General features: G+C 49.9%; 14 protein-coding genes, 1 tRNA gene and 14 other annotated features. Of the genes, 12 read left to right on the forward strand and 3 right to left on the reverse strand.

Going from position 1 to position 12,715, the window contains the following annotated elements; all coding sequences use genetic code 11:
• Positions 1-90: 90 nt before the first annotated feature.
• Positions 91-96: a ribosome-binding site (putative RBS for STM1251; RegulonDB:STMS1H001504), on the forward strand.
• The gene (locus STM1251) for a putative molecular chaperone (small heat shock protein) (protein NP_460218.1) occupies positions 91-566 on the forward strand. Within the gene, positions 99-566 belong to an annotated coding region; the region does not span the whole gene. It overlaps the preceding feature by 6 nt.
• 332 nt (positions 567-898) lie before the next feature.
• Positions 899-904: a ribosome-binding site (putative RBS for STM1252; RegulonDB:STMS1H001505), on the forward strand.
• Positions 899-1,948, forward strand: a protein-coding gene (locus STM1252) for a putative cytoplasmic protein (protein ID NP_460219.1). Within the gene, positions 905-1,948 belong to an annotated coding region; the region does not span the whole gene. (Overlaps the previous feature by 6 nt.)
• A gap of 82 nt (positions 1,949-2,030) precedes the next feature.
• Here STM1252 and STM1253 read toward each other — a convergent pair.
• Both STM1253 and STM1254 read right to left on the reverse strand, forming a co-directional pair.
• The gene (locus STM1253) for a putative inner membrane protein (protein ID NP_460220.1) occupies positions 2,031-2,574 on the reverse strand. Within the gene, positions 2,031-2,561 belong to an annotated coding region; the region does not span the whole gene.
• Positions 2,569-2,574: a ribosome-binding site (putative RBS for STM1253; RegulonDB:STMS1H001506), on the reverse strand. It overlaps the preceding gene by 6 nt.
• 135 nt (positions 2,575-2,709) lie before the next feature.
• Positions 2,710-3,029, reverse strand: a protein-coding gene (locus tag STM1254; protein ID NP_460221.1) for a putative outer membrane lipoprotein. Within the gene, positions 2,710-3,024 belong to an annotated coding region; the region does not span the whole gene.
• Positions 3,024-3,029 (reverse strand) — a ribosome-binding site (putative RBS for STM1254; RegulonDB:STMS1H001507). Its footprint overlaps the gene before it by 6 nt.
• Positions 3,030-3,697: 668 nt before the next feature.
• Positions 3,698-3,703, forward strand: a ribosome-binding site (putative RBS for STM1255; RegulonDB:STMS1H001508).
• Here STM1254 and STM1255 point away from each other — a divergent pair.
• From STM1255 to STM1259, 5 genes are all read left to right on the forward strand, one after another.
• The gene (locus STM1255) for a putative ABC transporter periplasmic binding protein (RefSeq protein NP_460222.1) occupies positions 3,698-5,340 on the forward strand. Within the gene, positions 3,706-5,340 belong to an annotated coding region; the region does not span the whole gene. It overlaps the preceding feature by 6 nt.
• Positions 5,334-5,339: a ribosome-binding site (putative RBS for STM1256; RegulonDB:STMS1H001509), on the forward strand. (Overlaps the previous gene by 6 nt.)
• The gene (locus STM1256) for a putative ABC transporter (protein NP_460223.1) occupies positions 5,334-6,314 on the forward strand. Within the gene, positions 5,340-6,314 belong to an annotated coding region; the region does not span the whole gene. The genes STM1255 and STM1256 overlap by 7 nt, the downstream gene beginning before the upstream one ends.
• Positions 6,297-6,302 (forward strand) — a ribosome-binding site (putative RBS for STM1257; RegulonDB:STMS1H001510). (Overlaps the previous gene by 6 nt.)
• Positions 6,297-7,116, forward strand: a protein-coding gene (locus STM1257; RefSeq protein NP_460224.1) for a putative ABC transporter. Within the gene, positions 6,304-7,116 belong to an annotated coding region; the region does not span the whole gene. The genes STM1256 and STM1257 overlap by 18 nt, the downstream gene beginning before the upstream one ends.
• Positions 7,103-7,108, forward strand: a ribosome-binding site (putative RBS for STM1258; RegulonDB:STMS1H001511). Its footprint overlaps the gene before it by 6 nt.
• Positions 7,103-7,907 (forward strand): putative ATPase component of ABC-type transport system gene (locus tag STM1258; RefSeq protein NP_460225.1). Within the gene, positions 7,110-7,907 belong to an annotated coding region; the region does not span the whole gene. Before STM1257 ends, STM1258 begins: the two co-directional genes overlap by 14 nt.
• Positions 7,894-7,899 (forward strand) — a ribosome-binding site (putative RBS for STM1259; RegulonDB:STMS1H001512). It overlaps the preceding gene by 6 nt.
• Positions 7,894-8,491 (forward strand): putative ATPase component of ABC-type transport system gene (locus tag STM1259; RefSeq protein NP_460226.1). Within the gene, positions 7,901-8,491 belong to an annotated coding region; the region does not span the whole gene. The genes STM1258 and STM1259 overlap by 14 nt, the downstream gene beginning before the upstream one ends.
• Before the next feature lie 81 nt (positions 8,492-8,572).
• On the opposite strand, the gene STM1260 is transcribed toward STM1259, so the two are convergent.
• The gene (locus STM1260) for a putative inner membrane protein (RefSeq protein NP_460227.1) occupies positions 8,573-9,712 on the reverse strand. Within the gene, positions 8,573-9,706 belong to an annotated coding region; the region does not span the whole gene.
• Positions 9,707-9,712: a ribosome-binding site (putative RBS for STM1260; RegulonDB:STMS1H001513), on the reverse strand. Its footprint overlaps the gene before it by 6 nt.
• Before the next feature lie 180 nt (positions 9,713-9,892).
• Positions 9,893-9,898 (forward strand) — a ribosome-binding site (putative RBS for STM1261; RegulonDB:STMS1H001514).
• On the opposite strand from STM1260, the gene STM1261 reads away from it, so the two are divergent.
• The 5 genes from STM1261 (at position 9,893) to STM1265 (ending at position 12,705) form a co-directional block, all read left to right on the forward strand.
• Positions 9,893-10,226, forward strand: a protein-coding gene (locus STM1261) for a putative cytoplasmic protein (protein NP_460228.1). Within the gene, positions 9,900-10,226 belong to an annotated coding region; the region does not span the whole gene. It overlaps the preceding feature by 6 nt.
• A gap of 3 nt (positions 10,227-10,229) precedes the next feature.
• Positions 10,230-10,303 (forward strand) — tRNA-OTHER (locus STM1262).
• Positions 10,304-10,407: 104 nt separating this feature from the next.
• Positions 10,408-10,413, forward strand: a ribosome-binding site (putative RBS for STM1263; RegulonDB:STMS1H001515).
• Positions 10,408-11,070, forward strand: a protein-coding gene (locus tag STM1263; RefSeq protein NP_460229.3) for a putative periplasmic protein. Within the gene, positions 10,423-11,070 belong to an annotated coding region; the region does not span the whole gene. (Overlaps the previous feature by 6 nt.)
• 101 nt (positions 11,071-11,171) lie before the next feature.
• Positions 11,172-11,177: a ribosome-binding site (putative RBS for aadA; RegulonDB:STMS1H001516), on the forward strand.
• Positions 11,172-11,967 (forward strand): aminoglycoside adenyltransferase gene (aadA, locus tag STM1264; protein NP_460230.1). Within the gene, positions 11,179-11,967 belong to an annotated coding region; the region does not span the whole gene. It overlaps the preceding feature by 6 nt.
• 137 nt (positions 11,968-12,104) lie before the next feature.
• Positions 12,105-12,110, forward strand: a ribosome-binding site (putative RBS for STM1265; RegulonDB:STMS1H001517).
• Positions 12,105-12,705, forward strand: a protein-coding gene (locus STM1265; protein ID NP_460231.1) for a putative response regulators. Within the gene, positions 12,112-12,705 belong to an annotated coding region; the region does not span the whole gene. Its footprint overlaps the feature before it by 6 nt.
• Positions 12,706-12,715 lie beyond the last annotated feature (10 nt).

A 12,715-nucleotide genomic window follows, 5' to 3' on the forward strand; every position in this document is an offset into this window, starting at 1 on the left:
ATAGACTTGAAAATGTTTTTCCCGTCCCTATGTAGTCAGTGGACAAGCAATGCTTGCCTTGATGTTGAACTTTTGAATAGTGATTCAGGAGGTTAATGATGGCACTCAGAACCTTGTCAGCACTTCCCGTGTTTGCTGATTCTCTTTTCTCTGACCGTTTCAACCGTATTGATAGACTTTTCAGTCAATTAACAGGAGATACGCCAGTCGCTGCGACGCCAGCTTACGATCTGCAAAAGCGCGATGCGAATAACTATCTGCTTACCGTGAGCGTTCCTGGCTGGAAAGAGGAAGAGCTTGAAATTGAAACGGTTGGCGGCAACCTGAATATTACGGGTAAACACACTGAAGAGACGGTAGAGGATCAGACGCACTGGATTTATCGTGGTATTCGTAAGGCGGATTTCCAGTTGAGTTTTTCTTTGCCTGAACATGCTAAGGTGAATAATGCGAAACTGGAACAGGGCCTCTTGTTGGTCGAGATTTACCAGGAGATCCCTGAAAGCGAGAAACCGAAAAAAATTGCCATAGAAAGCAAACCAAAGGCGATTGAACACAAATCATAATCGCGTTAATGGAGGCCCGTTTAGACGGGCCTTCATTGTCTGTAGCGAAAAGTATCCCGTCATGCTTGTAGGCACAGATCGCTAAATATTATAGCCCTGACCTCTATATTATCCCGTGCCACTGACCTCGTCGCCATTGGACGGCGGTAAGTTGGAATTATCCGCGAGGTCAGTCCAATTTTTGTCCACTCTCGACATTCTGCCTGTTATGGGCGCGATATCTGAACATAAATTCGTATAGCGGTTCATCGTTTTCACCGCGTTGATGCTATTTCTGCTAACACTACTTTCATACGTAAAAAAGCTGATGCTTTTTACCTTATTTAATCGAGGCAGGTATGAAATTAGCGCTCGTCAATCGGCAGGTCATTTTACCGGAAAGCGGAACCGAGTCCTTCCAGTGCCATGCCTCTACGCTTGTTCGCTTACCGTGCGGTACGCTCGTGGCCGCATGGTTCGCGGGGTTGCGCGAAGGAAGCGAAGATACAGCCATCTGGCTATCTCGCTATGAACATAATATCTGGACAACACCGCAGCGAGTGGCGGCACGCGAGGGGGAAGCGCACTGGAATCCGGTGTTATTTTACCCGTCGGATAAATTGTGGTTATTTTATAAAGTAGGCAGCGACGTACACGTGTGGAAAACCTGGTTTATCACCTCCAGCGATCGAGGATTTACCTGGAGTACGCCAGCTCCGTTGGTTAACGATGATATTTTGCCGCGCGGTCCCGTAAAAAATAAACTCCTGCTGGCATCAAATGGCGCCTGGATTGCGCCAGGGTCGATTGAAAGTCCTGAACGGTGGAGGGCATTTGTGGATCGATCCTCTGACGAAGGAAAACACTGGAGTATCTCTTTTGTACCGCTGGAGCCTGATAACGCTATTTCCGGGACAAACGTAGCGTTGTGGGATGGTATAAAAAAGGGGAGGTTGTGGGAATGTTGTCTGGAAAACCTCCTGCGCTGGGATGGCGTTATTCAGCCTACGCTGTGGGAGTCTTCTCCGGGGCATATCCATATGTTGTTACGAAGCACACGCGGGGCAATTTTTCGCAGTGATTCAATCGACTATGGCGCTACCTGGTCTGTTGCCCGCGCGACATCTTTACCGAATAATAATAGTGGTATCGATCTGGTTAGTATGCAGGACGGTACGCTGATTCTTGCGTTAAATCCGGTCAACGGCAACTGGGGAAAGCGCTATCCGCTTTCACTGATTGCTTCCCAGGATAATGGCGAATCATGGCTACCGCTACTGGACCTGGAAAGTGACCACGGTGAGTATTCTTATCCCGCTATTATTAGCGAGGGCGGCATCGTACATATCACCTACACGTGGAACCGGAAAAATATCGTATATTGTCGATTACAAACGGTATAAGGCGCTATCAGTCGAAACCGATAGCGCTGGAATAATAATGCCTTGCCCGGCGTGCTCTCTCACGCCGGGATGGCCGAAATAGTCATGATTTACCGGGTAACATCCTTGAAAATGTATCGTCTTTTTGTATGTAATGGTGAAACAACGCCGCTGCTGCATGCATGGCAATCAGGAAATAGCCGATATTGGCCAGCATTTCATGAATACGCTTTATATCCGATTTTAGGGTGCTATCTGGCGTCAAAAATACCGGTACAGTAAAACCAAAAAAGCTCCAGCTTTTCCCGCCTGACGCCATCATCGCGACGCCCAGCAGCGGTAAGGCGAGAAAAGTGAGATAAAGCGCGATATGCATTAATTTAGCGGCTACGTGCTGCCAGTGAGGAGGGGGAGGCGTAATGACCGGATCCGGGTATTTGTGTTTAAGATATAACCGTAAAAACATCAGCGCCCAGACCAGAACGCCCATATCATAGTGCGTGTCTTTCATAAACAGGTAAACGCTGGAGCCTTTTGGCGCCCACCCCCGTAACTCAATAGCAGCATATGCGATGCCTGTCAGGAGCAGTGTTAACCAGTGAAGCGTTATTTGCAGTCTTGAGAAATGTGCCATTATTATTATCCTTTATTAACAACTGCTTGTAGAGTATGCGTAAAATCTTAACAGAACCTTAAAGCGGGGGCTGAGTCGCAAGGAACAGACAGAGATAGCGGCACGTAAAATGGGATAAAAAGCCGGCGGCATCGCCGGCTTACTGTTGTTATTGTCCTCTTACGACAACACAGGTTTTACCATAAAACGGATATGAGCCTGTAGTTTCATAATCAACACTCGACACTAAAGAAATATCGCCCGCTTTTTTCGCTGAATCAATAGATGCGTCGCCGGTATTTACAATACCCAATACCGTTTGCGCACACGCTTTACCGGTTTTGGTTGCCGGGAGACTCGTGGCAGTAATTGGCCCTTTAACATCCGTATATAAGCCAATCCCTGTCGGTGATGGTCCTGTAGCACACCCCGTTAAAAGAGAACCAATAAAGATAATTGAAAAAATGTGTTTTTTATTTGTCATGGGATTAGTCCATTATAAATTAATAGAAAACTTACCGTCCGAAAATGTCCGGACAGTCATTTAAAAAGTGGTGTATATTAAATATGCGATATTACTCTTTGCACCCTCCTGTTGATGTCGTACCTGACGGACAAATATCCGTTGAAGCCGGATATATTCCCCATGCCGTGTTTTTATAACTTGTGCATCCTGTCAGCAATGAGAACAGTACGGCTAAAAAAATCATCACGAGCCCTGGCGGCGTTAACATTTTTCGGTTGGACTCCATAGCATGTCATTTCATCGGGTTGCCATATGACTGGCGTTCTGCTGGTAAGTTTCATTAACGCCCGGTTCGTTTAATATTGGTTTAGGTTTAAAGCCAGGAGGCGCTAATTACGATACCTTCTTACGTTTCAGTACTGACTAATAATGTTGAGAAAATGAACAGCGTCGGGTGGGAAGACGCAATACAGAATAGAAGGGAAATAAGAGAATAAGATGGCGTTAATTAACCCGGTATTCCTGGCGTCATTTCCCTTGCGTTTTATCCCCGTCAAAAACGGCCTTTAGCTCACGTTGGCGCTCCCGACGTTTGTGCGTATGATGTTTTTAAAAGATCGTCATACTTTCTGTTCTGCGTCAATTTTTTCATTACAAATGCTCGCCATAATGCCGTCCTCAGGAGGTCTCCCGACGTTTATGCTGCGCCGGGAGAAACAAAAACAACGCATAATCTGGGACAAATTGATGATTAAAGGCAAACTGGCGCTCGTGACGTGCGCGCTGACTCTGGTATTCACTTCGTCGCTTTTCGCCGCGTCGGACACGGCAGACGGTCGTACCCTGAAGCTGGCCATTGGCCCTGAGCCAACGGAAGGCTTTGATCCTATGCTGGGCTGGAGCCACGGCAGCTACTTATTGCTTCATGCGCCGTTGCTTAAGCAAAACGCCGACATGAGTTGGGGTAATTTACTGACGGAAAAAGTGGATACCAGCCCCGACGGTAAAATCTGGACGCTAACCTTAAAGCCCGGGCTGAAATTCTCCGATGGCTCGCCATTAACTGCCGAAGATGTCGTTTTTACATACAATAAAGCGGCGAAGAGCGGCGGTAAAATTGACATGGGCAATTTTAGCCATGCGCGAGCGCTGGACGCACGCCGAATTGAGATGACGCTGAGCCATCCGCAGAGCACCTTTGTGAATGTACTCGGGTCGTTAGGGATTGTTCCGGCCAGCCGTTATGATGAAAAAACGTTCGCCCGCGAACCGATAGGCGCCGGTCCGTACCGACTGGTCAGCTTTCAGCCGGGTCAGCAACTGATCGTTGAAGCTAATCCCTGGTATGCGGGTAAAAAGAATGACTTTAACCGGCTGGTTTTTGTCTTTCTGGATGAAGATAATGCTTATGCCGCCGCGCGCAGCGGACAGTTGGGACTGGTGCGCATTGCCCCTTCTATGGCGGTGGCCCCGCAGCAGGATAATCTTAAACTCTGGGTACGCGATAGCGTTGAAAACCGGGGCATTGTCTTCCCGATGGTGCCAGCCGGTAAAAAGGATGCTAACGATTATCCTGTCGGCAACGATGTGACCGCTGATGTCGCTATCAGACGCGCAATTAACTATGCCATTAATCGTAAGCAACTGGCGGAACAGGTGATGGAAGGCCATGCGATACCCGCCTATAGCGCGGTGCAGGGATTACCGTGGCAAAATCCTTCAGTGATATTCAGCGATGGCGATATTGCAAAAGCGCGCGCCATCCTGGAAGAGGCTGGCTGGAAAATAAACAGTGCGGGCGTGCGTGAAAAAGCAGGTAAAGAAGCGCGTCTGACCTTATGGTATGCCAGTGGCGACAGCACCCGACGGGATCTGGCCGAGGCGGTGCGCGCCATGTTGCAGCCTTTAGGCATTGTCGTCTCGTTGCAATCGGGAAGCTGGGAAACTGTAGAGCGCCATATGCACGCTAACCCTACGCTGTTTGGCTGGGGAAGTCTGGACCCGATGGAACTCTTCCATCACTACAGCGGGAAAGCCGCTGGTGTGGAATATTATAACCCGGGCTATTACAGCAACCCTGCGGTAGAAGCACATCTGAAACAGGCTATAGATGCGCCTGACTGGCAAAAGGCGATTCCTTTCTGGCAGCAGGTTGAGTGGGATGGAAAGCAGGGCGCGGGCGTCCAGGGCGATGCGGCATGGGCATGGCTGCTTAATATTCAGCATACCTATCTGGCCAACCCCTGTATTGATCTGGGAAAAGGCGCGCCAGAAATCCACGGTAGCTGGTCGGTGTTAAACAATCTTGATGACTGGACCTGGACCTGTCGGTGATGAAATTGTTCTTCAGTCATTTTTTGCGGCTGATTATTCTGTTGGTGCTGGTGGCTGCCGGCACCTTCATTTTGCTTAGCTTTTCGCCCGTTGATCCTATCCGTGCTTATATTGGCAACGATCTGCTCCATGTTCCGCCAGAACAATATGCGCGGATTGCGGCGCGCTGGGGGCTTGACCAGCCGCTGTGGGAGCGTTTCGGTCACTGGTTTTGGCGTCTGCTCCAGGGCGACATGGGGTATTCCATGCTGTTCAACATGCCTGTCGCCAGTGTGATCCGGGAACGTTTTGCGACGTCATTCGCGCTGCTGGCAGGCGCCTGGCTATTGTCTGGTGTGCTGGGCGTGACATTGGGTTTTCTGGCCGGACGTTTTCTCCACCGTTGGCCGGATAAGATGATTTGCCGTATCAGCTACTTATTGTCATCGTTGCCCACTTTCTGGATAGCCATGTTGTTGCTGGCGCTGTTTGCCGTCCGCTGGCCGGTATTACCTGTTTGTTGCGCCTGGGACCCCGGAAATAATGCAGGAACAGCTCTTTTATCGGAACGTTTACGCCATCTTGTGTTGCCGGTATGTGCGTTAAGTCTGTTGGGCATGGGGCAAATTGCGCTGCATACGCGAGAAAAAATAGCCAGTGTAATGAAGAGCGAATTTATTCGTTTTGCGCGCGCTCAGGGGGATAAAGGATGGTCGCTGTTACGTCACCAGGTGTTACGTCATGCGATTACCCCAGCACTCTGTTTACAGTTTGCTTCTCTGGGCGAACTGATGGGGGGAGCGTTACTGGCAGAAAAAGTCTTTGCGTATCCGGGGCTGGGACAGGCCACTATCGATGCCGGCCTGCGTGGCGATGTCCCGCTACTCATGGGGATCGTTTTATTCTGTACACTATTAGTGTTTGCCGGAAATACGATTTCAGCCTGGCTTGTGGTGGTGCTTAATCGATCGCTGGAGCGTCCCGATGCTCTATAATCCTGCCCCGACGTTGTTTCGTCTGCTCCTCTCCGTTACCTGTCTGCTGTTTATTGCCGGATACGGTTATGCCACGTTGAGCCAGCCGCCAGAGGTTAATCTGCTTGCCCGGCATCTGTCGCCTGATATCCAGCACTGGTTTGGCACCGATAATCTGGGGCGTGATGTATGGCTTCGTTGCTTTCAGGGGGCCTTCACCAGTTTACAAATTGGCGTTGGCGCCGCGCTGTGCAGCGGCGTTATCGCGTTAGTGATGGCGGCAGTGGCGCGCATTCATCCCCGGCTGGACCTCCTGGTGCGGCTGATAACCGATGCTATGCTCGCCATGCCGCATTTACTTTTGCTGATCCTTATCTGTTTTACGCTCGGCGGCGGTAAAAGCGGCGTCATTGCGGCCGTGGCGTTAACGCACTGGCCCCGTCTGGCGCTGATTCTGCGCGCCGACGCGGAGCGGGTAGCGCAGAGTGACTACCTGACATTGACCTATCGTCTGGGGCATGGACACCTTTATTGCTGGCGATATCACTATTTTCCGGCGCTATTGCCGCAATGGTTGACGGGAACGTTATTGATGTTTCCTCATGCGGTATTGCACAGCGCGGCGTTAAGTTTTCTGGGGTTTGGGCTGGCGCCGCATGAGCCTTCGCTGGGGCTGTTGCTGGCGGATGCGTTACGGTTTATTAGCCATGGAAACTGGTGGCTGGTGCTATTTCCCGGCCTAATGTTATTCACGCTGGTGATGCTCTTCGATCAGTTTGCGCGCGCCATTCAGCGGCTGTGGCTAAGGAGTGACGTATGCTGAGTTTACAACAGGTTACGCTGGAAAGCGCGCGTTATCGCTGGTATGGCGCGAGACGCTGGTCGCCGTTATTACAGAATGTCTCTTTTGATATCGCGCCCGGCGAAATGGTGGCATTGGTTGGCGGCAGCGGGGAGGGCAAAAGTCTGCTGCTGCAATGCCTGCTCGATCTGCTGCCGGAAAATTTACGCTTTCGGGGGGAGATTACGCTTGATGGCAACCGGCTGGACAGACATACCATCAGGCAGCTTAGGGGCAATACGTTTAGCTACGTGCCGCAGGGGGTACAGGCGCTTAATCCCATGCTGAATATCAGAAAACATTTGAACAGAGCATGTCATCTGACCGGACGCGCCTGGGATGAGACGCAAATGGTACAGCTATTACAGCAAAGCGATCTTGAACCGACAGTCCTGGAACGCTTTCCCCGCCAGCTCTCCGGTGGGATGGCTAAACGAATTCTGGCGTGCCACGCCTCGCTTAGCCAGGCACGTTATATCCTCGCGGATGAGATCACCGCCTGGCTTGATACCGCACTGGCAAACCAGTTGCTCGAGCACTTGCGAGGCCTCTGCGAGCGGGGATGCGGCGTGCTGTGGGTGACTCATGACCTGCTGCTGGCGGCGCGGTATGCCGATCGCATTGTGGCGCTGCATCAGGGTTATATCACGGACAATATCCGCTGCGAGCAGTTACAGCCGGAAGAGATGAGTGAACCGTTAAAACGGCAATGGCAAGCATTGCCTGAACTAAACCCGTTATTTATGCCGACCGGAGAGGGAATAGAATGCTGAGCTGCCGCGACCTCGTTATTCGTCAGGGCGGGAAAGTCTTATGGCAGAACCTGACGTTTACGATTTCTGCCGGTGAACGGGTAGGAATTCATGCGCCAAGCGGAACGGGGAAAACAACGTTGGGGCGCGTCCTGGCCGGATGGCAAAAGCCGACGGCGGGCGACGTTCTGCTGGACGGCAGCCCGTTACCCCTGCATCAGTATTGTCCGGTACAGCTTGTCCCCCAGCATCCTGAACTGACGTTTAATCCCTGGCGAAGCGCCGGAGACGCTGTACGTGATGCCTGGCAGCCTGACCCGGAAACGATGAGGCGTTTGCATGTGCAGCCCGAGTGGCTGACGCGTCGGCCAATGCAGCTCTCAGGCGGGGAGTTGGCGCGTATTGCGATACTGCGCGCGCTTGACCCACGAACGCGTTTTCTGATTGCCGACGAAATGACGGCGCAACTCGATCCGTCTATTCAAAAAGCGATATGGGTATACGTGCTTGAGGTGTGCCGCAGCCGTTCATTAGGGATGTTGGTGATTAGTCATCAGTCTGCGCTACTTGATCAAGTCTGTACCCGCCATTTACAGGTGGAATAGCCGCAAGTCGTTTCTCCGCATTGCCGTGTCGCCGTTAACGCACCGGGAACCCATGGGTTCCCGGTATTGTCGGCAGAGATTTTACTGCATGACGCGTTTATCTGCGTTTTTTGCATCAGCGGTATTACTGTAGTCCCTGGTCTCTTCAACCTGTACAGGGGCTCTGACAACCAGACTAGGCAGCGCCAGTTCGATATCATTCTCAATGAGTTTTTCAATAATACGGATATTTATCTCTTGCTGAATATCCATGTATTTATTGTAATCCGCGGTATTGACGATATGCACCACCTCATAGGTCAGCCGATCCTGACCAAAGGCCAGTAGATGGGCGCGGTCGAATTGTGTTTCGCCGACATCGGTAATAATCTTTTTCACCATATCGCCGATGAGGCGTAACTTTTCCGGCGGTGTCGCAGTGGCGACGCCAAAAGTAAACACGATACGACGCGTTTGCATCCGCTTATAGTTGTGTATGGTTTGCTGCAACAACTGCGCGTTCGCACAAACGATCTGTTCGCCGCTGAGGCTACGGATGCGAGTGGTTTTCAAACCGATATGTTCAATCGTACCGGCTACATCATTAAAGACGACGAAATCGCCGATCTCGAAGGGCTTATCGAAACCAATCGATAGCGAAGCGAAGACATCGCTCAGAACGGTTTGTACCGCCAGGGCAATAGCAATACCGCCCACGCCGAGGCTTGCTACCAGTGCGGTAATATCTACGCCGACGTTCGCCAGGATGGAGAGCAGCATCATAGACCAGACGAGCACGCGCAAAATCATACCAAGAATGACTAACGTCACCGGGTTTTTATTGGAGCCTGGGGCATACAGTAAATGACGCATCCATGACTGTACGCCCTGATCAAGCCAAATCGCCATTTGAATCGCAACCACTAAAAACCAGGCGTGAGAGAGGGTAGAGAATAACCGGTCAGGCAGGGCGACAAAGCGCAGGCTAAAGAGAAATGCGGCAAAAAAGATTAGCATCTTACTGGTCTTTTTCAGCATCTCGAAAACAATAGGACGCAGCCGCCCATGAGCATCATCCTTTTTATCCGGGCGTTGTAGCGCTTTATAGACCACATTAAGTAGCCAGTTGATGAGCCAGTAAGTAATGAGGGTGACGAAAAAAACGACCGCCAGATTGATCCAGAACGTCGTTGACATCAGCATCGCAACGATATTTAGTCGTGCTAAATACTCCATTTTACCTCCGATGAAAAGCAGATGAACATTACAGTATAGACGTCACATCACGGAGGCCGATTTCCGGCTTTACTATTGCTGTTTTATTCAGCACTTTTGTTCAAAAAGTATGAAAAAGAGGGGTAGCCGTTTGGCTATCCCGGCGTTTCTGTGCAGACTTATCTACTCCTCTTAATAAAATAAGGAGTCATTTATGCAACAAGAACATCGTGAGTGTATTGAGCAGTGTTATGAATGCGCGGCGGCGTGTGATATCTGCGCCTCTTCTTGTCTGCGTGAAGATAACGTCGAAATGATGAAGCACTGCATCCAGTTAGATATGCAATGTGCGGCCATTTGTCGCCTGGCGGCGCAATTTATGGCGTTGGAAAGCGAGTACTCACAAAAATTATGCCGCCTGTGCGCGGATATCTGCAAAGCCTGTGCCGAAGAGTGTGCAAGGCACGATCACGACCATTGCCAGAATTGCGCGCGGGCATGCAGCCAATGCGCAGACGCCTGCCTTAAAATGGCCGCGTAATTTTTCTTCCGCCATTAGCTCAACCGGATAGAGCATAGAGCTTCTACCTCTAAGGTTCGGGGTTCAATTCCTCGATGGCGGACCAGTTGATATCAAAAAAGGCCACCTGCGCGGTGGCCGCTGAGTTTCTGTTGAAATAAATGCAATGTTATAATATAACAATCATCTTTCTAAGAAAGATGAGGGTAACGTTTTGGTGATTCATTTAAAAAAACTGACAATGCTTCTGGGAATGCTGTTGGTAAATAGTCCTGCCTTCGCGCATGGTCATCATGCTCATGGCGCGCCGATGACGGAGGTTGAGCAAAAAGCGGCAGCGGGCGTGTTTGATGACGCTAATGTACGCGATCGCGCGCTCACCGACTGGGATGGTATGTGGCAATCCGTCTATCCTTATCTGGTCAGCGGCGAGCTGGACCCTGTCTTCAGGCAAAAGGCGAAGAAAGACCCGGAGAAAACGTTTGAGGATATTAAAGCGTATTATCGCAAAGGATACGTGACGAATGTTGAGACGATCGGCATTGAAAATGGCGTTATAGAATTCCATCGCGACAATAACGTTGCATCCTGTAAATACAATTATGCCGGCTATAAAATTCTGACTTACGCATCGGGTAAAAAAGGGGTGCGCTACCTGTTCGAATGTAAAGATGCGAATAGCAAAGCGCCTAAATATGTTCAGTTTAGCGATCATATCATTGCCCCGCGCAAATCGGCGCACTTCCATATCTTTATGGGAAATACCTCGCAGCAGGCATTGTTGCAAGAGATGGAAAACTGGCCTACCTATTATCCTTATCAGTTAAAGGCGAATGAGGTCGTTGACGAAATGCTACATCATTAAGTCTGATTGCAATGTTAAAAGCTCGCTATGAATAGCGAGCTTTTTTTCTGCCGTTATGCCATATTTCTGGCAATCAATATAAAAAATACCTGCGCCCCCGGAGCGATGATGACGCTGTCCATACCGCCCTCGATTCAATGCCAAACGGAAGCGGCATGTCGCCTGATTACTCGTGTCACAGGCGATACGTTGCGTGCTATTCATTTATATGGTTCCGCTGTCGCGGGCGGTCTGAAGCCAAACAGCGACATTGATCTGCTGGTGACAATATGCCAGCCGCTGACGGAGGCCCAACGCGCAACGCTGATGCAGGAATTGCTGGCGCTTTCATCGCCGCCGGGGGCGTCGGCAGAAAAACGCGCTCTGGAGGTCACTGTCGTGCTTTATTCGCAGCTGGTTCCCTGGTGTTTTCCACCTTCCAGGGAAATGCAATTTGGCGAGTGGCTAAGAGAGGACATTTGTCAGGGGATTTATGAACCAGCGCAGCAGGACTGGGACATGGTGTTACTGATAACCCAAATTCTGGAAACCAGTATACCGCTAAAGGGAGAACGCGCGGAACGGCTGTTCACGCCAGCCCCTGCGGCGCAGTTGCTGAAGGCCTTGCGTTATCCCCTCGACCTTTGGCAATCCACGGCAGATGTGCAGGGAGATGAGTATCATATCGTTTTAACCCTGGCGCGTATCTGGTATACCCTTTCTACCGGGAGATTTACCTCTAAGGATGCGGCGGCTGACTGGCTGTTACCTCAGTTGCCAGAAGATTATGCTGCCACGTTGCGTGCGGCGCAGCGTGAATATTTAGGTCTGGAGCAACAGGACTGGCATATTTTGCTGCCTGCGGTCGTACGCTTTGTGGATTTTGCCAAAGCGCACATCCCCACGCAGTTCACATAAGATGCCCCAGGACGTCTGTCAGGTTGCGCAAACGGCGTTCCTCAACTACTACTTAATAGGTTCTCATCGCTGAAGTAAGCAGATGATCTTATGCGGGCCATCGAATGGATATTCCCACATGGCTCTCGTTTTGTTGAGGTGGATATGACTGGTTCCGCATCATCTGTTTTAAAGACAGATACAAGACTATTGAGCGAAAACCTGTTTCTTAATTATGGTCTGGAGTCCTTATTTAAGGACGTCGCAATAATAGCTGGCAACGTAAATTATATTATTTTTGATATCGACGATTACTACACCGTACAGCAGTATATTACTTCCACATTTAAAACGGTACTCATTGGAATTGTTACCCATAATGAATATAACTTTATTGATGAACATCATGTCATATATCGAATAAAGGTCGATGCCTCTATTGCTGAGTGGCGCGAATTACTGATTTTGGCCGCTGCTGGTCAATTTTTTCCCAGGTCAGAGAAAGTCAGATTAACGGCGAATGAAAGAAATGTTTTGGCGATGCTTGTTAAAGGAATGGATATCCGACAAATAAGCTGTGAGCTGAATGTACATTTAAAAACTATTTACTCAGTACGCTACCATGTTCTGACTAAATTAGGTTGTAGAACAGTTCTGGATTATCAAATACTGTCCGTTTCTAAAGCCTTTACGCACTGGCTTACAATAAATAATGTTGATAATGTAATTTCCCGTGTAAATAGTAAGGTCATTGCTTAATAATGATTTG

The organism is Salmonella enterica subsp. enterica serovar Typhimurium str. LT2, assembly GCF_000006945.2.
Classification (GTDB): Bacteria; Pseudomonadota; Gammaproteobacteria; order Enterobacterales; family Enterobacteriaceae; genus Salmonella; species Salmonella enterica.